The sequence below is a fragment of the Arenibacter sp. P308M17 genome, assembly GCF_003426735.1.
In the GTDB taxonomy this organism is placed as follows: Bacteria; Bacteroidota; Bacteroidia; order Flavobacteriales; family Flavobacteriaceae; genus Arenibacter.
Genome location: NZ_QVON01000003.1, coordinates 331749 through 352599 on the forward strand (window position 1 = coordinate 331749; position 20851 = coordinate 352599).

A 20851-nucleotide genomic window follows, 5' to 3' on the forward strand; every position below is an offset into this window, starting at 1 on the left:
TTAAGATAGAGGTTATCCTTTTTTTATTTCGTTTATCTTGTCAAATGAGGCCACCATTCCCCTGATCAGGGAGGAGCTTAGTCCCTGATGTTCCATTTCGTTCAATCCGGAAATAGTACATCCCCTAGGGGTAGTTACCTTATCTATTTCATTTTCTGGGTGACTGTCAGATTCTATCAACAAACTAGCAGCCCCATTACAGGTATGCATGGCCAATTCCTGTGCTTCCTTGGCATCGAATCCCAATTGAATGGCCCCTTGGGTGGTGGCCCGTATCAATCGCATCCAAAACGCAATTCCACTGGCACAAATAACGGTAGCGGCCTGCATCTGGTCTTCCGGAATTTGCATGGAATGCCCCATACGATTAAAGATGGCCTTGGCCAGGTCTACCCTCTTGGTGCCTTTCTCATTGCTACAGATACAGGTCATGGATTTCCCTACGGAAATAGCGGTATTGGGCATGGCACGTATAATATAGTGGTCCGGTCCAATTACCTCCTCCATCCTGGCAATACTAAATCCGGTTATGGTGGAAATAATGACATGCTTCTCCGTAAGAATGTCCTTCACCTCTCCCAAAATCTTTACAAATTGCCCGGGCTGTACCGCAAAAATAAGGATATCCGATTTGGCCACCGCTTCCCTATTATCGGTAGTGGTGGTAACAATTCCATATTTTTCAATTTCCTTAAGGCCGTTAAGATTTCTTTTGGTAAGGACCATAGAAGTGGCCCCATTAGTGCTCAAAATACCTTTGGCGATGGAAAGACCTAAATTACCTGCTCCAATAATGGCTATTTTCATTCCTTATTCGTTATTTGTATCATTCCCTAAACTAGGGAATCTTATGATTGGTAAAATTGTTTTTTGATCTATTTATAAATTACTCCAGGGTTGATCCACATCCCACCAATATTAAAACACCCCTGCCTTTAATTGCAGGCCCTCCGTTTCCTTAAAGCCGAACGCCAAGTTCATATTCTGTACCGCCTGGCCAGATGCCCCTTTCAACAAATTATCTATTGCCGAGGTGATCAGCAGGGTATTATTGTACTTGTGCAAATGAATATGGCATTGGTTGGTATTCACCACCTGTTTTAGGTTGATATCCTCTTCCGTCACCTGGGTAAAAGCGGCATTCTTATAAAACTCGTTATACAGTTCATAGGCCTCTTCCAAACTACCTTCATAATCGGTGTAGGCCGTAGCCAAAATCCCCCTGGTAAAATTTCCCCTGTTGGGCAGGAAGAAAATTTCCCCCGTATTTTCCTGAAGGCTGTGAAGACTTTCATTGATTTCCCCAAGGTGCTGATGCGTAAATGGCTTGTACCAGGATACATTGTTGTTCCTCCAACTAAAATGTGAAGTAGCTGAAAGGCCTACCCCCGCCCCTGTACTTCCGGTAACTGCATTGACATGCACCGGCCTACCCAATTTATGGACCTTTGCCAAGGGCAGTAGCGCCAACTGAATGGCAGTGGCAAAACAACCTGGGTTGGCAATATATTTTGCTTTTTTAATGGCCTCCCTATTTAGTTCTGGCAAGCCGTAAACAAATGTTTTTCCATCCAGAACAGCATCGGCCTCCAACCTAAAATCATTGCTCAAATCTATGATCCTGGTGTTTTTGGAAAACTCGTTTTCCTTTAAAAAACTAGTGGAATTCCCATGGCCAAGACAAAGAAATACTACATCCACATCCTTGTTTACCTCCCCGGTAAATACCAGATCGGTAACCCCCAGTAGGTCCGGATGGGCCGTGGTAATCCTTTTACCTGCCCGGGTGGTACTAAATACAAAATCTATGGTTGCATTGGAATGGTTCAAGAGGATTCTGATGAGTTCCCCACCAGTATATCCAGAACCACCAATAATTCCTACCTTAATCATTATTCTGATTTACGTGGTTGTATATTTTTCCAGCATTGGAAAGTATTTTAATAAAGCCTTTGGCGTCATCCGCAGTCCATCCTTTGTTCATCTCCCCGTAGCTTCCGAAAGAGGCGTTCATAAGATCGTGCGGAGAGGATATTCCGTCCAATTCAAAACGATATGGGTGTAGGCTAACAAAGACATCACCACTTACATTCTTCTGGGTATCGGTTAGGAAAGCCTCGATATTTCTCATAACCTCATCCAAATAATTCCCTTCGTGCAACAGCATGCCATAGAAATTGCCCTGCATTTCCTTTTGGTACTGTTGCCATTTGGTCAAGGTATGCTTTTCCAACAAATGATGGGCTTTGATAATAATCAAGGAGGCAGGGGCTTCAAATCCTACCCTGCCCTTTATGCCAATAATGGTATCCCCAACGTGTATATCCCTACCAATGGCGTATTTGGAAGCAATGGCCTCCAATTTTATGATGTTGCTTACAGGGGTATCGTTATCGCCATCCAAAGCAATCAATTCCCCCTTGTGGAAAGTAAGTTTCAATTGGGTAGGTTCGGTTTGTTGCAATTGGCTTGGATAGGCAGAATCCGGTAAGGACTTGTGCGAGGTAAGTGTTTCCTCTCCCCCTACGGAAGTTCCCCATAACCCTCTATTGATAGAGTATTTTGCCTTCTCCCATGGATAATCTACCCCGTTCTGTTTTAAATATGCTATTTCAGCTTCCCTAGCCAATTTGTTATCCCGTATCGGGGTAATGATTTCAATCTCCGGCGCAATGATCTGGAAAATCATATCAAATCTAACCTGATCGTTCCCCGCCCCTGTACTACCGTGGGCAATATATTTTGCCCCCACTTTTTTGGCGTAGTTTACAATTTCAATGGCCTGAACAATTCGTTCGGCACTTACCGATAAGGGATAGGTATTGTTCTTTAATACATTACCGAAAATTAAGTACTTTACCACTTTTTCATAAAAAGTGTTTACAGCATCTATGGAAGTGTAGGAAGTGGCCCCCAATTCCAAGGCCTTTTTATGAATACTCTCTATTTCTTCCTTTGAAAACCCCCCGGTATTTACACTTACGGCATGTACCTCAAAACCTTGATCTTTGGACAAATACTTGGCGCAATAGGAAGTATCCAAACCACCACTATATGCTAAAACTAATTTCTTCATGCTTAATTATTGTTATTATATTTTCACAGTAGTCCATTACCACTACTTTGTTTTCTTATTTAAAAACAGACTTTCCTTTATACTTTTTAATCTTTGAAAAGCTTTGGAATTCAATTTTTCCTTGGGCTCCTTTATGGCTTCCTTGGCTTTGATCTCAGGATCGTACAACATTCCGGTACAAAGACACATTTTTTGTTCCGTTCTGGTAAGGATATCGAAGTTTTTACAGGTCTGACAGCCTTTCCAAAACTCTGGATCCGTGGTAAGTTCCGAAAAAGTGACCGGTTTATAGCCCAATTCATAGTTCATTTTCATCACGGCCAATCCCGTAGTGATTCCGAAAATTTTGGCATTGGGAAATTTGCTTCTAGAAAGTTCAAAAATCTCTTTTTTTATTTTCTTGGCCAAACCTTGATTTCTGTAATCAGGATGCACTATAAGGCCGGAATTGGCTACAAATTTTTCATGTCCCCATACCTCAATATAACAGAAACCGGCAAACTTGTCGCCATCCAGGGCAATAATGGCATTGCCATTATGCAGTCTTTTTTGAATATACTCTGGAGTACGCTTGGCAATCCCGGTACCACGTACTTTGGCCGACTCTGCAATGGTTTCGCAAATGATCTCGGCATATTTAAAATGGGAATCGTTAGCAATAACAATCTTCATTGAATGTTGCTTTTAAAATTAAAATTATAATTTATTTTTTTTGAGAGGGAAATGGACTCACCTATTTCCATAAAAGAAACGCACCCTTACGGGCGACGACGTGTAGGCGTAAATGAATAAGCAAGGTTGGAAACCTTGTTTATGCTAAGTATGTTATTGAAGTTATTCATTCTACCATCAAAAGTACGAATAAAAATGAATTTTTGATATTGATGTGTCAATTTTTACTAAAAAGTATCTTTTTGTTATGTAATCTAACAATTTCATAAAACATGAAACCATATACTGCAATATATTCAACTGTTAACAGCCAATAATTTTCCTTAAACCCTTCATTGGAATAGGCCCAGTAACTCAAGATGATGCCCAAGGACCAAACCATGGGAAATCTAAACTCGGTAAACAGACCTAAAGCTACCAAAAAAATAATATACCAGGGGTGCACGGTGGTCGACAAAAAATAATAAAGGGTGAGCATCCATAGCATAGAGACCAACAAGTTTGAAATCTTTTTATTCTCCCTGAAAAAGGTAAAGAGTGCCACAGCGGCAATGACGATTAGCGGCATAATTCTTCCATAATCCTTGATAAGTTCCCAGGGCTTGGCCCCAAAATTCATAGCTACTTTTTTTACCATATTATAGAAACCGGCATTGAATTCAAAATTCGAAAACCAAAGCCCTACGGTCTGTACGTAATTATTGGTAAATTCCGGGGAATAGAAGGGGAGCAACAGCAGGAGCGTTACAGTTGCCACCACCCCATAAAAGAGGATACTTTTCTTTAGTCCGAAATATTTTAGGAACAAGGGCAGAAACAGTAACGGGACCAATTTTATAGAAATCGATAACGCATATACAATAGCTGCCAACAGCCATTTTTTATTGCATAAAAGATACATGGACCATATAAAGAAGAACAACATTACCCCTTCAAAATGAAGGTTCCCCGTAAGTTCCAAAATAACCAATGGATTTAAAAAATACCAAAAGATGAGATGGGTGGATTTATTAAGCTTTTGCAATAATTTGCGACCGAAATACAGGATTCCCAAATCGGACAAAATTATAATGGTTCTCATGGCCAATACACTTCCCACCACGCTCTTTCCGGACACCCATGTGGACAGCGCAAAAATAAACTGGTTCAAAGGAGGGTAATTACTGTAATTTGATGCACTGAGGCTTCCCATACCACTTATCAACTCGGTAGCATTGCGCATGAGACGGCCATGCTGAATTATCAAATCCTTGGGAAGATGTAGGTAAGGACTCATTCCATTGTTGATCAATTGTCCATCCCATATAAATCTATAAAAGTCCTGGGAAAGATTGGGTTCGGCAAAAAGCAGGGTTAGCCGGAAAAGTGTCCCTGAAATGGCCAAAAATTTAAAATTCCATTTTTCAAATTGAACCAGCTTATAGCATAAAAAGAACAAAGCCAAATAAAGGCTTAGCAGCTTTATAAAATCTGTTCGAGCCAAATGATACCCAAAGGAAACATAGAAGAGGATGCTTACCAGCACCATTAAAATCGGAACCCTGTGAAGATTCCAATAAGAAATGGTCCTTTGGATCATAGTGTTTGGTGGTTTTTGGTCACTTTATTAATTCAGCAATCTCCCAAATTTAAATGAAATTATCAAATAATGGCGCTTTCTATTTTGATTTTGGCAATGACCTCCCTGTTTTTTTTGAAATTCAAAAATGCAGGAAAATCAAAGCGCCCCTTCTATTTCTACACTGGAAAAGCCCTATCCCTTTCTAATCCAATAATTTAATGGTACAAACCCGTTTAACGATTTTCAAAGAAATAGCCCTGCTCTTTTTAAGGAACAGGGCCATTAAAACACTTTCAAATATTTATTTAGGCCCTTGCCATAAGGGATTTAAAAAATACATAACCGAAGCCCAAAAACAACATAAAATGAAATGGAAAAAGTCCAAAATCGTTCAAAGGTATGGCACTATACATTCCAAAAAGGAAGTAAAGCATCAGGGCGGCTTCCAAAATCATATTGGGAGAAAGTTTGGTAGCCAAATATTTATTCCCCTTCCAGCTGTCCTTTATACTGTTCAAATTAAATTTTGGGGTCCTGACAAACTCGGACCTTTTACCCATATGCCCTTCCAGCACCGCAATGGTGTTGTGCAATGAAAATCCCAGTGCCACGGAGAAAAAAGTAAAGAAAATGGATATATAGTCCACAAAATTATCAAAACCACTGCCCTGTATGCTCTTATAGGTAAACCAATAACAGACGAAAAGGATAATGGTACTCAAAATGAAGAATTTGGTGGCTTCAAAAATCCATCCCAAATGGTCAAAGGTGTTTTTTATGTACATCATGGGAATACTCAGCAAGGCTACCAAAAATACGCAGAGGAACATAGAACTGTTCAACAAGTGCATCACCCCATGAAACTTGGTCTTGAAAGAGATGTTCTTGGCGGAAATAACGCTCCAAACCGATTTTTTAAAGTTTTCGGCCCCACCTTTGTTCCAACGAAATTGCTGGGAACGGGCAGCACTGATTACCACAGGAAGTTCTGCAGGTGTCTCTACATCCTCCAAATATTTAAATTTCCAGTTTTTTAATTGGGCCCGGTAGCTTAGATCCAAATCCTCGGTAAGGGTATCGCCCTCCCAGTTTCCTGCGTCAAGAATACATTCCTTTCTCCAAATACCAGCGGTACCATTAAAATTAATAAAATGCCCCTTGGCATTTCGTCCTACCTGTTCCAAAGTAAAGTGGGCGTCCAAGGCGAAGGCCTGAATCCGGGTCAATGTAGAATATTCCCTGTTGATATGTCCCCACCTTGTTTGAACTACGCCAATTTCCTTATCCTTAAAATAAATGACCGTTTTCTTCAACCAATCACTGGAAGGCAAAAAATCTGCATCAAAAATGGCAATAAATTCACCTTTGGCCATATCCAGGCCTTCCTTTAAAGCTCCGGCCTTATAGCCTTGCCTATTGGTCCTTCTTATATGTTGAATGTCCAATCCTGTTTCCTGAAGCGCTTTTATTCTCTTGGCCGTATCCAGTACGGAATCGTCCGTGGAATCGTCCAAAACCTGGATTTCCAATTTGCTCATTGGGTATTCTATTTTCGAAATATTCTCCAGCAAACGCTCCACTACATACTCCTCATTATAAATTGGGAGTTGTATGGTAACAAAAGGAATTTCTTTTGGATCCAATAAATTGAATTTTGGAGCTTCCTTGATTCTCCTTTTATACCCCAGATAATTGATCAGCAAATTAAGTTGGGCCAAGCTATAAAAGAATATTAACAGTAAGGAAATACTGTAAATTGTAATGATAAAATAAGTAATTGTTAGTCCCATATTATTTTAAACTGTATTTAAATATCCAACCTAGGATTTTTACGCCTGCAAATATAGTACCTTTTACCGTACCTGATACTTTTGATATGCCAATTCTTTTTTTGTAACGCACTGGTACTTCGGTATATGTAAATCCTTTTTTTAATACCTTCAACTGCATTTCTACGGTCCAACCGTAGGTCTTATCCTCCATTTCCAGTGCCAAAAGCCTGTTGTACTTTATGGCCCTAAATGGCCCCAAATCGGTAAAGAAAGCGCCAAAGAACCATTTCATTAAAGTGGTGGCCAATGCATTTCCAAAAACCTGTTGTGGGGTCATAGATCCCTCTTCCCTCAATGCCTTTGACCGGGCTCCAATAACGAAATCCAAATCATTTTCCACTATGGGCGATACCACTTTGGAAAGTTCTTCGGGATAATCCGAATAGTCTCCATCCATAAATACGATAATATCGGGTGTTTTGGATTGTTGGGAAATGTAATTAATTCCCTTAAGGCAGGCATAGCCATATCCCATACTCCCTTCGTGGAGCACCGTGGCTCCGGCCTCCCTTGCCTTAAGGGCAGTATCGTCCGTAGAATTATTGTTTACCACAATTATTTCAGAAACAATTTTTGGGATTTCCCGTATAACACTGGCAATGGAATCGGCTTCGTTATAGGCAGGGATAATTACTTTTATACAGGTCATTGGCGTAGATAAAAGATAGTCCTTTATTATACAATATAGTGTAACTTGGGCATCCGTATTTTTAATATCCCTTGGAACGGCGCAAAGGTATCAATACTTTCATCAATCTATGGTGTCTCCCTTTTATATTGCAACAATAATTTAGGCAACCCCCAAAGGCTTATTTTTTATTGACCAATTCCATTAGGTCCACATCGTTCCCCAGTAGCACTTCGGTGGGATTTATCCTTCCCCTTAGCGGTCCGTTTTCCAATTTTAACACCCCTCTTGGACAAACCGCGGAACAAATGCCACAACCTACACAACTGGACCTGATAATATTTTCACCCTTTTGGGCGTAGGCCCTGACGTCTATCCCCTGCTCACAATAAGTAGAACAATTGCCACAGGAAATACATTGGCCGCCATTGGTGGTAATCCTAAAGCGCGATTTGAACCGCTGAACGAAACCTAAATAAGCGGCTAAGGGACACCCAAACCTGCACCATACCCTATTTCCAAAAATGGGATAAAATCCGGTCCCGATCACCCCTGCAAAAAATGCCCCGATCAACAAGCTATAGGAACTTTGAACACTCTGGGTTTTTAAACCCAATACAGTGCCAGACTCCGAAAAGAAACTGTAGAGTGTCATCAAAGTCATTCCCACAGCAAAGACCAACACCCCGTGCACCAACCACCTTTCCACTTTCCATGAAAATAGGGACTTGCTGGAATGCTGCCTGTAGGGGTCCCCCAGGGTCTCGGCCAGGCCACCACAGCCACAAACCCAGGAACAATACCATCGTTTTCCAAAAAAATAGACCATTACGGGTACAATTACCAAAGTAAGTACAATACCCCAAACTAAGATGAAAAGTCCTATTCCCCCACTGTTCATCAAGGATTTTAAATTCCATTGAAAAAAGAAATCATAATCCAACGGAAAGGCATTTTTAAAGTCGTAATACGGCATTTGGAGCCTTACCATTATTTCCGGAATAAGAAAGGCAAAGACGATTTGAAAGAATAGGACCGAAGTGGTACGTATTGTTTGATACCTGCTATGTCTATATTTAATATACATTCGCACGGCCATAACGGTCATCACCGTACAATACATAAATCCGTATACAAACCAATGACCTGCGGGATTTCCACTTAGAAATTCGCTGATAGGATCCACTAAGTAAGTCCAGTTTAAGGCATATTCCGGGCGAAAATAAAGTACCAAATAAAAGGAAACCAAAAAAACGAAGACCAGCCAGGCAATCCATCCCCTATTAGTGGCATTTTCTAGATAAATACCATTGTTCTTAATCCCTTTATTGCCCAATAAAACTATATTGGGAACAATAAAAAGCAAGGACCCCAAAATGCCCATACCAAAGGTCAAAAACCACATAAGTCCCTTATTTTCAACGATAAAACCACTTCCAGATGCTTTGCCCACCGCGGCAGCCATATCATGCGACCCTATATAGATCACTTTTTTGTATTCCTTCTCCTTTCTGTGACGGGCATTGGCAGCTTCCATTATCCGGATTATTTGGGGCGATAGTGCAAGCATTCCCTGAAACTTTTTCCCAACCACATTTTCTTGCACCCCTTCAATAAAAAGTTCACTGGAAATTCCCTTTTCCTGGATTATTAGATCCATTGTGGCCCGGGTAACCTTAAACTCTCCTATAAAAGGCAGGATGGTAAATATGGCAAGGCCAATTAAAAAAATGAGGAGCCCTATTTTTTTTATTATCTGCATCTTAAAATCTTAATTGTGGCTAAAAATCCGTTTCCAACTTTTCTTCCTGGAGGTAATACTGGCGCCATAAAGTGCATTGTAATGGGAAACGATATCCTCCTCAAATTGCACATAGAATTCAGGGTCAAAATTGGCATCCTTCAAATATTCCATTACGTAGGCGATACTCCTTTTCTCCCTAAGCCATCGGTCCAAAATTTCGTGACGCATCCGAATACCAAAGGTATTGATCCCCAAAAACTGTTTTGTGTCTTTGTGAAAGGCGATGGTAACACATATTTTTTCCTTGGGGTGCCGCCAATGAAAATGGTGTTCCTGTTCTTTTTTGGATTTTTCACTAAATACCCAGCCATACGTTTGATACTCTATGTCCAAAAATTTGGCGGAATTAAACCAGTGTCCAGGATTATAGGCCGTTTTGTTTCCGCAAATGGTCTGGGCCAAGGCTTCCCCCATCATTCTTCCGGTATACCAAACGGCCTCCACGGGCCTGCGGTTGCCAATGGCCCCATATTGTTCTGCACAGTCCCCAATGGCATAGACATCGGGAATATTGGTTTCCAAAAAGTTATTGACCTTTACCCCCTTCCCTGTCTCTATTCCCGAACCATTTAGAAAACCAATGTTAGGAACCACCCCGGCGGTCAAACCTACCAGGGTACATTGGATAGTCTCCCCCTTATCTGTAACCACAGCCTTTGCCCAACCCTTTTCATCCGAAATAATTTCCTTCAGATTGGTATCCAATTTCAGGTCTATATGATGTTCCAAAATGTGTTCATTGATCATTTGGGATTCCCCTTCGGGCAAGACCCCGTTCCAAAAACTGCTTTCCCGCACCAAAAAAGTAACGGGGATATTCCTACTCCCAAGCATTTCCGCCAATTCGATCCCAATTAATCCGCCGCCAACAATTACCGCTCTTTTACATACTTCATTATTTGGCGCATTGGCCTCCAGCATTTCCAGATCCTGTTTGGAGTACAATCCCTGCACCCCCTTCAAATCCTGTCCCGGCCACCCAAACTTATTGGGTCTGGAGCCTGTGGCGATGATCAGTTTATCGTACTTGATCTCCTTGGAGCTATTTAATATCAGCTTTTTATGGGCCGTATCTACTTTGGATACATAGGCGTTGACCAAATTCAAACGATTTTTTTTCCAGAACCAATTTTCGTACGGCTGTGTATGCTCAAACTTCATATGGCCCATATACACATACATCAGTGCTGTTCTGGAGAAAAAATATTGGCTCTCAGCGGAAATAATAGTGATCTTTTTATCGGATAATTTTCGAATATGGCGTGCTGCCGTAATTCCTGAGATTCCATTACCAATAATAACAATATGTTCCATAGGATCTAGGTTGATAGGTGCTGGGTCGCTTTCTCTAAGGTAAAGGAAAATTCGGACCCGATATCAAGGACGCTTTCCACGTAGATCTTCTCGTTGTGGGCCTCTATAATATGTTTTACAATTGCCAATCCCAGGCCGGAACCCCCTTCGGCCCTACTCCCACTTTTATCGACCCTATAAAACCTTTCAAAAATTCGGGCAAGGTGTTGTTTGGAAATCCCCTCACCGTTGTCTGTCACCCGGATAATGACCTTGTTTTTAATTAAATTCTCCACACTTAGCTCAGTGGTGCCGTTCTGCTGTCCATACTTAATGGAATTCACCACCAAATTGGTAAGGACCTGTTGTATTTTTTCCTTATCGCCCTTAACATAGATGGGTTTCGTATAATCCATATCGAAGGTTAAGGTTATATTCTTTTTAGCGGCCTTCATTTCCAAAAGCTCAAAAACGTTCCTCACCAGTTCCACAATGTCGAAATCCCCGACCTCCAAATTAAGGTCCCCAACTTCCAATTTGGTTATCAGATCCAAATCCTTAACAATGTAAATAAGTCGCTCCACCCCCTTATTGGCCCGTTGAAGATACTTTTTTCTTAGACTTTTATCCTCCATGGCACCATCCAAGAGTGTTAAAATATAACCTTGGACCGTAAATAGGGGTGTTTTTAATTCATGCGAAACGTTGCCCAAAAAATCCTTTCTATATTCTTCCCGGATTTTTAGGGTATCTATTTCAATCTTTTTGTCCTTGGCAAACTTTTCAATTTCATCTGTCAGGGACCGCATGTCCGTTGTAATGGTCTTGGGGGCCAAAGAGGTCGACTCCAAAAGGGAAACATCGTTATAAATGCGCTCTATATTACGGTAGATGAATTTTTCTATCCTCAATTGCACTACGAGAAAAGAAATAAGGGAGGAAGTTACCAAAAGGACCGCTAGGAGCTGCCAATCCATGGAACCGCTGTTCCACAAAAATAGTCCCAAAACTGTAGTTAAAAGAAATGAAATTAGAATTGTGGTACGTAGGGCAAACCTATACGATTTTTTAATCCTCCTTACCATTATAGCACAAACTTATACCCTACTCCTTTTACCGTTTTAAAATGATCATCCCCAATTTTTTCCCTAAGTTTTCTGATATGGACATCAATGGTCCTACCCCCTACTACCACTTCATTGCCCCAAACCTTGTCCAGGATAACCTCCCTTTTAAAGACTTTGTTCGGCTTGGAAGTAAGCAGTGCCAAGAGTTCGAACTCTTTTCTGGGAAGGATAATTTCCTCTCCCTGATTAACAATTTTATATTCCTCCCTGTTTATGGTAATCTCCCCTACCTTAAAGATATCCTCTACCTCTTGCTCCTCGTTCTTAAGCCTTCTAAGCAGGGCCTTTACTTTGCTAACCAAAACCTTGGGCTTAATAGGCTTTGTTATATAATCGTCCGCGCCTGCATCAAATCCGGCCATTTGGGAATAATCCTCGCCCCTGGCAGTAAGAAAGGTAATTATGGTATCCTCCAACCCTTCGGTACGCCTAATAATCTCGCAGGCTTCAATACCGTCCATTTCCGGCATCATTACATCCAAAATAATTAAGTGGGGCTTCCTCTTTTTTGCCTTCGCAACCCCTTCCAAACCATTTTTCGCAGTAAAAACCTCGTATCCCTCGGCAGATAAATTATACCCTACAATTTCTAAAATATCCGGTTCATCATCTACCAGGAGTATCTTAATATCCTTCTTTTTCATTCCTTATTTTTTCTATACATGGTCATCCAAAACCTATAATTATGACGCTTTAACACAGGGTGGTCCAATCCAAATAATTATTTGGTAATCTGCGCCAAAAGTAAAGATAATACTATTACACGAGACCGCTTAACGCGGATTTAATATAGTAACATTTAGATAACATTAAGCCAACAAACTATTAATCTGAGGGTAACAGGACTTTTACAGTTGGGGGGTTTATTTGCAATGTTAAATAAAACAGTGAACTCAAAAATGAAACCAAAAAATTCAGTTGAAATGAAAAAACTATTATTATCCGCATTGGCCATAGGTGCTTTGGCTTTTGCTTCTTGCAGTGATGACGACGAACCGCCAATTGCAGAGGTAGTTGCCACCTGTAATGACGGCATTAAGAACCAAGGCGAAACAGAAATTGATTGTGGTGGACCAAACTGCCAACCATGTACCGAAGCAACGGCTACCTGTGAGGATGGCATCCAGAACGGAGACGAAACCGGAGTGGACATAGGAGGTTCCTGTGCGGAAATCATTACCGTATCAGGGGAATTAACTGCCGATACCAGATGGACAGCAGACAATATATATGTCTTGGCAGGAAAGGTAGTTGTTGGGGTAGGAAAAACCTTGACCATAGATCCAGGTACGATTATCAAAGGTAAGGCAGGTTCTGGCTCCTTGGCTTCTGCCCTAATTGTGCAAAGAGGATCCAAGATTATGGCGGTAGGTACTCCCGAAAAGCCAATTATCTTTACTGCAGAGGAAGATAACATTGGTGTTGGGCAAACTGCCGGAACCAATTTGGATGAAACCGCTAGAGGAAAATGGGGCGGATTAATTGTATTGGGAAGAGCTACCGGTTCTTTTAAAAATGATGTTACCGAGGTACAGATAGAAGGTATTCCTGCCGATGATATTTTTGGACTTTACGGCCCAGGTGATGCCTTGAACGACGATGACAATTCCGGCGAATTGGAATACATCTCCATACGTCATGGCGGTGCCTTGATAGGGGAAGGAAACGAAATCAACGGTTTAACTCTGGGATCTGTAGGTCGTGGTACAAAAATCAACCATATAGAAGTTGTAGGAAACGTTGATGATGGTGTTGAGTTCTTTGGTGGAACCGTTGATGCATCCAACCTATTGGTTTGGGCCCAAGGAGATGACGCCTTGGATATAGATCAGGCATATTCCGGAACTATAGACAATGCTTTGGTAGTTTCTGGTGAGGCATCCGACCACGCCTTCGAAATAGATGGTCCCGAAGGTTCCATTACAGGTTCTTTCACCCTTCAGAACACTACTATTGTTGGAAGCGCAACAGCGGCAGACGGTGAATATGCAGATTACAGAAGTAATGCTATGGGTACTACCAAGAATATCTATGCCATTGGATTCCAAGCCGGTAAAGATGTGGAATTGGATGCCAACGATGTGGCCCAGAATTTCTTGGATGGCGAGTTGACCTTCGAAGCTTGGCAAGTGGTAGGTTTCAACAACAGTATTTTCTCCGAGAAAGTATTGAAGGATGAGGCCGATAACGATTTGGAAACGACCATCATTTTGGCTCCAACATTTACGGAAAGAGCTGCTGATTGGACTACCCAAGTTACTGCTGGTGACCAAACCGTTGGTGCAGACATTAGCGTTTTTTCTTGGACCTATGCCTTTGCCAAAACAGGTTTAAGTTTTTAATAACAGGATTCATACACCCCATTAAAATAAAGACCATGCTCGCCCCATATCCAGTGGCGGGCATTTGGTTTATTACGGTTTAACTATTGTTTACTTATGAAATGAGCATATACAAAATTAATTTTTTGCATATTAACCGAAATAATTAAATTTTTTTATGCGAAAGCGCAGCGGTTGATCTATGCAGAAAATTTTTATTACCCTCATTTTCAGATTAATAAAAATTTTCAAATAGATGAAATATTCACTTAGACTCTCAATCATTACTTTTCTTTTTTTTCAATTCATATTTTCACAAAGTGGCGAGGTAACAGGAAATTTGATCGATGCCGATTTTCAGGATCCGGTACCTTTTGCCAACATTCTGGTCAAAGGCACCACTATAGGCACTACTTCCGATTTTGACGGTAACTATAAGCTGACCCTGGAGGAGGGCATCCACACCCTAAGCTTTTCATTCCTCGGTTATAAAACCGTAGAAATAACCGATGTGGTCGTTAAGGCCAACGAGATTACCACCATAAACGTAACTATGGAAACCCTGGCCGAAGGACTGGATGAAGTGGTGGTATCCGTAAGCGTTAAAAAAAATACCGAAACCGCGGTATTGGGCATCCAAAAAAAAGCGGTAAACCTTTTGGACGGTCTGTCGGCCGAAGCCTTCAAAAAATCGGGATCCAGTGACGTGGCCAGTGCCATCAAATCGGTGCCCGGGGTATCGGTTCAAGGAGGTAAATACGTGTACGTTAGAGGCTTGGGCGATCGTTATACCAAATCCATTTTGAACGGAGTGGACATTCCCGGATTGGATCCGGACAGAAACACGATTCAATTGGACATTTTTCCCACCAATATTATTGATAACATCTTGGTACTTAAATCGGCTTCTGCAGATTTGCCCGCAGACTTTACGGGTGGTATCGTTGATATCGTTACCAAGGACTATCCCACCAAAAAAGAGCACAGTATTTCCCTGGGAGGCAACTATAACCCAGATATGCACTTCAATGAAAACTATTTGGACTATAAAGGAAGTTCTACAGATTTCCTAGGTTTCGACAATGGAAACCGAAGTGTTCCCATTAACCGAAATCAGGACATTCCAAGTACCTTTGAATACAATCCACTATTGACGGCCATTACCAAAAAGTTCAATCCCGTACTATCTTCAATGAAATCAAATAGTGCAATGGACTATAGTTTTGGATTCACCACCGGCAATCAATACAATGTAGGCGAAGGCGAGAACAGATTGGGCTTTTTGGCCTCCCTTTCCTATAAAAATACCACCACTTTCTACGAAGATGCAGAAAACAATTTCTACAGAAGAAATGCGGATACTTCAGTGTTCGAATTGGAAACGGATAGGACACAAACTGGTGATATAGGCAGAAACAACGTACTGGTGAGCGGTCTTTTGGGTACTTCGTTCAAGACCGAAAAATCCAAGTACAAACTAAATCTACTTCATATTCAGAACGGAGAATCTACGGCAGGTTATTTTAGCCAGACTCTGAACTTCACGGATTTTATCAATTTCTCGAAAGATAACCTGGAATATACCCAGCGTTCCATCACCAACGCCTTGCTTAGTGGAATACACTCCAGCGAAGATGCTTCATGGACAACCGAATGGGCACTTTCCCCTACCCTTTCCAAAATTCAGGACAAGGACATTAGAACAACCTCTTTTAGGGTAGAGGATGGGGTATACTCCATCCCACAGAATAACCAGCCAAAAAGAATCTGGAGGGACCTGGAAGAGATTAATGCCGTTGCCAAAGTGGATCTTACCAAAAAATACAACTTTCTGAAAAAAGATGCCAAATTAAAATTTGGCGCCTATGGCTCGTACAAGAACAGGGATTTTAGCATATTGAACTTCGAGATTGAGAACAATGGATCTACCACCAGGTTCAATGGTGTTGCGGACAATATTCTTTTGGAAGAAAACCTTTGGACCGTTAACAACAACTCTGGTTCCTATATTGATCCCGACATCTCGGTCGCGGAACCTGCCAACACCTATGAGGCAGTACAACAAAATATAGCAGGCTATGTATCGAATGAGTTTAAACTTGGACAAAAATTACGAACCATCCTTGGCCTAAGGGCAGAAAAATTTGAATCCAAATACACAGGTGAGGACAATAAGGATATCAATGACCCTGAAAAGGTTATTTATGATAATGAAACCATAATAGATAAGTTTGACCTTTTTCCTACGGCCAATTTAATTTATGAACTTACCGAAGAGGTAAACCTTAGGGGGTCCTATTCCCGTACTACAGCCAGACCTTCCTTTAAGGAAGCATCGATTGCCAAGATATTCGATCCTTTGTCCAATAACACCTTTATCGGAAATATTGATTTGGATCCAACTTACATCAACAATTTCGATTTTAGGGTGGAATGGTTTGGTGAAAGTGCAGAGATGATCGCACTGAGCAGCTTTTATAAAAAATTCACCGACCCCATAGAGCTCACCTACTTTGAGTCCTCGTCGGATAACTTCACCCCACAAAACCTTGGGGATGCAGACGTAATCGGATTGGAATTTGAACTAAGGAAAAACCTAGGGTTCCTTGCTGCCGCACTTCAGAATTTCAGCTTAAATGTAAACACCTCCATCATTAAATCTACCCAGGTTTATAGTGAAAGTGAACGCAATCTTAGAACGTTGGGGCTTAGGGATGGCGAAACATTGGGAAAGGATAGGGAATTACAGGGGCAATCGCCTTACCTTGTCAATTCCGGGCTAAACTATGAAGGTGCCGAAAACGGTATCCAAATGGGCCTTAACTACAATGTACAGGGAAAAACATTGCAGGTAGTGGGCAACGGATTTGTACCTGACGTATATACCATGCCCTTTCACAATCTAAACTTTAACTTCTCAAAAAGTTTTGGCGAAAACCAAAATCAGAGTGTTAGTTTTAAAATAAGCAATCTTTTGGATGATGATGTAGAAAGTGAATATGAATCCTATAAGGCAGAAAATAAGGCCTTTTCTAAAAGAAGTCCCGGAAGATCGTTCTCATTGGGCTACAACATAAAGTTTTAAATTGAGCTACCTTGACGCAAAGCGTACGAGGTATCCGAGAGGCAAAACCGCTACGCCACAAGAATTAGGATACAGGACAAAATCAACTCCTCAAAATTTTCCTTAATTTTTCACCCCAGATCCTAAAATCCACCTGAACGCAGTAGTCGGGCAGGGGAAAAATCGAGGAAAATCAGGCCCCCTTTAGGGCTTGGGGTATAACGGATTTTCCGAGAAGTTAAGACAATTTTTGTCATGTACTTAGCATTATAATCAATATAAAAGAGGCTGGGTTCTTTGTTAAAAAACAAAGAACCCAGCCTCTTTTTTGCATTTCATCGAATTTTTAAGTATAATTTTAGCTACCGCCCAGCTGCTGCAGCTAAAATTATTACATTTACGGTATATTATTTGCTGTTAAGTTTCTATGAAGCAACTCTACTTAGTAGTAGCCTTACTTTTTTTCTCTTTTGGTTTTGGACAGGAACCCAAAACTAATGGGAGCGGAGCGGATATTCCTGGGTTTAAGATATATCCCAATCCTGTTACCAACGGAAGGGTGTATATCAGTACTTCCCTAAATGCTCCGAAACAAATTTTGGTTTTTGATATTTTTGGATCCCAAGTACTGGAAACCACCATTATTGGTTCCGAACTAAATGTCAGTGATCTGGATGCCGGGGTTTATGTGTTAAGGGTAAACGAGAAAAACAAAATTGCTACAAGAAAGCTGATCATTAAATAGTGTTTTCCCTCTTATAATAGCTGCGCGAATTCCCTAATCACCTGATTTACAAGCGTTATTAAAGCAATAACAACACATTAAACAAGGTTTCACATACAAAAAACGCCCGTATACAACATTTAATACCATTTTCCTAGCTGTTTTCCTATATTTACTGTATTGATCCCAAATCAATACTAACCTATGAAGATATTTTACACCCTACTGTTCATGGTATTTTCTATGGCCATTTCTGCACAGGAATTTGCTAAGGAGCCAGAAGACGGAAATATCCAAAACAACACTTTCAAATTATATCCCAATCCGGCCTATCAGGAGGTGGTCCATATTACCACAAAGCATAATGGGGTAAAGGATGTAGTAATCTATGATGTTTTCGGAACCATAGTGCTACAGGACCGGATAACCAATACGCTTTTAAACATATCCAAATTGGCCCCGGGGGTTTACGTGCTACAAATTACCGAAAACCGGGTAACGATGACCAGAAAGTTGGTCGTGAAATAACCGCTCTTGGCAGCTTATTTTATTTTCCGACCCCCCCATACACCATTACACATTCATTTCTTCTTAAAAGGCAATACTCGGAATACGGTTAAGTGGACTTCATACTTTTCCTCCATTGATTGGGAAGTTGAGGGATCAGTAACAATTGCTGTGTTTATGCCAATATTCTAATGGAAAAAATAGCTTCATAAAGACACTGCTTTTTAGCTTCATTTTCCGCAAGGGATCCCGGAGCGTATTTTGCCGTCCATGAAAGGTAAAAAGTGGCTTGAAAAGGAGCTATTTTAGCGCGTCAAAAAAGGGTTGGATCCAGCCTGTTTTTCCCTATTTTCATTTACGGCCTAACTATGGACTATCTATGGAGTATCTATGGAGTATCTATGGCTTATCCCCGGACAAGAAATTTGTTTTTATTGGTATTCATGAATGCGCTGCATTTGGGCGATGCAAAAAATGAACAGAACACGAATTTGGGATAGAAAATTCTATCTTATTCCTATTCATACACAACTTTTGAGATTGATCCAAGTTTAGCCCTATATCAATAAAACCATAAAATAGGAGCTCCACTCTGTTGTTATCATTGAACCCATCTTGGCTTTTCCAATTGGCTAAAAAATCGCTCTTTTGTCACCCTTGCGCCAGCCGGCCCGTTCACTAAAATAACCCACCGGGTTATTTTTATACGCTTCGTCCTGTCTTTTTCTCCTTCCGTAGCCCTGCTATGCAACTTAAAAAAGCCTTCAATCAGACTCAATATAGCTAATTTTCACTTCAATCAAAAAAGTCAAGATGAGTTCATTACTTTTGCAGTAGTGATCTACAATATGCCTCTCGATACTATTTTTACAATAACAACGGACGAAGGGTTCAATGCCATGGCATTGAAAACGTTTCAGGCCCAATTTCATGAAAACGTGGTGTATAGGGAATTTTGCGGCCACATAGGAAAAAATGTATCCTCGGTTAAAACCATTGAAGAAATTCCCTTTCTGCCCATAGAATTTTTTAAATCCAAAAAAGTAATTTGCGGTTCATTTACGCCCCAGATTACCTTTACCAGCAGTGGCACTACTGGAAGTGAGGTAAGCAGGCATTCCGTAAAAAGTGTTGCCCTGTATGAAAATAGTTACCTTACTGCATTCAGGCAATTTTATGGGGATATAGAGGACTATTGCGTCCTGGCATTACTGCCCTCCTATCTGGAAAGGGAAGGTTCTTCCTTAATCCATATGGCCAACGACCTTATCAAAAAAAGTAAGCACCCCGAAAGTGGATTTTATTTGGATGATATTGGCCATTTAAAAAAGACCTTGATAGCATTGGATGGCCACAATACCAAAATATTGTTACTGGGTGTTTCCTTTGCCCTATTGGACATGGCGGAAAAATACCGGTTGGAGCTAAAAAATACCATAGTTATGGAAACCGGTGGTATGAAGGGACGAAAAAAGGAATTGATCCGGGAGGAATTGCACCAACGGCTAAAAAAAGGATTTGGAGTACAGGCCATCCATTCAGAATATGGGATGACAGAGCTTTTGTCGCAAGCCTATTCCCAGGGCAACGGACGTTTCTTTGCCCCTAAATGGATGAAAGTCCTGACACGTGAAACCGAAGACCCTTTTACCTTGCAGAACATGGGTAAAACGGGAGGGGTAAATATCATTGACCTGGCCAACAGGTACTCCTGCAGCTTTATAGCCACCCAAGATTTGGGAAAGGTGCATCCTGACGGAAGTTTTGAGATACTGGGCAGGTTTGACCATTCCGATATCAGGGGCTGTAATTTAATGGTGTTATAGGCCCATTATCCGGGTAGCTACAGGAAGGGAAGGTTATATGACTTTTAATTCATTCATCAATACTTGATGATTAGTGTATTATTAGACTAGTGTTATGTTTAAGGATGTTATGTTATTAAATTCAGGTCTCGACTCCGCTCGACCAGACAAACTATCGTCACTTCGAGCGCCCGCCCGTACCGAACGGCCCGTTCGGGCGGGCAGTCGAGAAGTCATTTAACGGTTAACTTAACACTAGTCCAAAGGGTATCTCCTATTTTAATTGGGGACAACGGGGAAAATTATAGTGTTTAATTCTGAGTACATGACAAAATTCAATTCCGTAAGATTTTCCCCAATTTTTAACCCCGACCCTAAAGGGAGAAATTGAGGAAAATCAGGCTCCCCTGCCTACCGGACAGGCAGGCTTTAGGGCT

At 41.0% G+C, this 20851-nt stretch carries 16 protein-coding genes; 5 read left to right on the top strand and 11 right to left on the bottom strand.

Translation table 11 applies throughout. The features are described from left to right. Window positions 1–12: 12 nt before the first annotated feature. The 11 genes from proC to D0S24_RS09365 all read right to left on the bottom strand — a co-directional run bounded on the left by proC (window position 13) and on the right by D0S24_RS09365 (window position 12637). The gene (proC, locus tag D0S24_RS09315; RefSeq protein ID WP_117019603.1) at window positions 13–807 is read right to left on the bottom strand and encodes a pyrroline-5-carboxylate reductase; all 795 of its coding nucleotides are present in this window, start codon (window positions 805–807) and stop codon (window positions 13–15) included. Between the two features lie 111 nt (window positions 808–918). Beyond that, complete coding sequence (gene argC, locus D0S24_RS09320) at window positions 919–1893, bottom strand: N-acetyl-gamma-glutamyl-phosphate reductase (protein WP_117019604.1); 975 nt, start codon at window positions 1891–1893, stop codon at window positions 919–921. Continuing rightward, window positions 1886–3076, bottom strand: coding sequence for an argininosuccinate synthase (gene argG, locus D0S24_RS09325; RefSeq protein ID WP_117019605.1), 1191 nt, complete (start codon window positions 3074–3076; stop codon window positions 1886–1888). Before argG ends, argC begins: the two co-directional genes overlap by 8 nt. A 42-nt stretch (window positions 3077–3118) precedes the next feature. After that, window positions 3119–3748, bottom strand: coding sequence for a GNAT family N-acetyltransferase (locus D0S24_RS09330; RefSeq protein WP_117019606.1), 630 nt, complete (start codon window positions 3746–3748; stop codon window positions 3119–3121). 217 nt (window positions 3749–3965) lie between these two features. Next, the gene (gene mptB / locus D0S24_RS09335; RefSeq protein WP_117019607.1) at window positions 3966–5327 is read right to left on the bottom strand and encodes a polyprenol phosphomannose-dependent alpha 1,6 mannosyltransferase MptB; all 1362 of its coding nucleotides are present in this window, start codon (window positions 5325–5327) and stop codon (window positions 3966–3968) included. Window positions 5328–5614: 287 nt separating this feature from the next. Further along, window positions 5615–7099, bottom strand: a complete 1485-nt coding sequence (locus D0S24_RS09340; RefSeq protein ID WP_117019608.1) for a cellulose synthase family protein — start codon at window positions 7097–7099, stop codon at window positions 5615–5617. Window position 7100: 1 nt separating this feature from the next. Then, the gene (locus tag D0S24_RS09345; RefSeq protein WP_117019609.1) at window positions 7101–7790 is read right to left on the bottom strand and encodes a glycosyltransferase family 2 protein; all 690 of its coding nucleotides are present in this window, start codon (window positions 7788–7790) and stop codon (window positions 7101–7103) included. Between the two features lie 160 nt (window positions 7791–7950). Continuing rightward, window positions 7951–9531, bottom strand: a complete 1581-nt coding sequence (locus tag D0S24_RS09350; RefSeq protein WP_117019610.1) for a 4Fe-4S binding protein — start codon at window positions 9529–9531, stop codon at window positions 7951–7953. A gap of 9 nt (window positions 9532–9540) precedes the next feature. Beyond that, the gene (locus tag D0S24_RS09355; protein ID WP_117019611.1) at window positions 9541–10887 is read right to left on the bottom strand and encodes an NAD(P)/FAD-dependent oxidoreductase; all 1347 of its coding nucleotides are present in this window, start codon (window positions 10885–10887) and stop codon (window positions 9541–9543) included. Window positions 10888–10892: 5 nt separating this feature from the next. Beyond that, a complete protein-coding gene (locus D0S24_RS09360; RefSeq protein WP_117019612.1) occupies window positions 10893–11951 on the bottom strand; it encodes a cell wall metabolism sensor histidine kinase WalK in 1059 nt (352 codons plus the stop codon). Next, complete coding sequence (locus tag D0S24_RS09365) at window positions 11951–12637, bottom strand: response regulator transcription factor (RefSeq protein ID WP_117019613.1); 687 nt, start codon at window positions 12635–12637, stop codon at window positions 11951–11953. Before D0S24_RS09365 ends, D0S24_RS09360 begins: the two co-directional genes overlap by 1 nt. A 279-nt stretch (window positions 12638–12916) precedes the next feature. Here D0S24_RS09365 and D0S24_RS09370 point away from each other — a divergent pair, with 279 nt between their 5' ends. The 5 genes from D0S24_RS09370 to D0S24_RS09390 all read left to right on the top strand — a co-directional run bounded on the left by D0S24_RS09370 (window position 12917) and on the right by D0S24_RS09390 (window position 20435). Beyond that, window positions 12917–14335, top strand: coding sequence for a hypothetical protein (locus D0S24_RS09370; protein WP_117019874.1), 1419 nt, complete (start codon window positions 12917–12919; stop codon window positions 14333–14335). Between the two features lie 235 nt (window positions 14336–14570). Beyond that, window positions 14571–17399: a TonB-dependent receptor gene (locus tag D0S24_RS09375; protein WP_117019614.1), complete on the top strand. Its 2829-nt coding sequence runs from the start codon at window positions 14571–14573 to the stop codon at window positions 17397–17399. 406 nt (window positions 17400–17805) lie between these two features. Further along, on the top strand, window positions 17806–18123 hold the full coding sequence (locus D0S24_RS09380; RefSeq protein ID WP_117019615.1) for a T9SS type A sorting domain-containing protein: 318 nt from the start codon (window positions 17806–17808) through the stop codon (window positions 18121–18123). A gap of 183 nt (window positions 18124–18306) precedes the next feature. Further along, entirely contained in the window at window positions 18307–18630 is a 324-nt protein-coding gene (locus D0S24_RS09385; RefSeq protein WP_117019616.1) for a T9SS type A sorting domain-containing protein, read from the top strand. Window positions 18631–19457: 827 nt separating this feature from the next. Beyond that, window positions 19458–20435: an acyl transferase gene (locus D0S24_RS09390; protein WP_117019617.1), complete on the top strand. Its 978-nt coding sequence runs from the start codon at window positions 19458–19460 to the stop codon at window positions 20433–20435. Window positions 20436–20851: the final 416 nt, after the last annotated feature.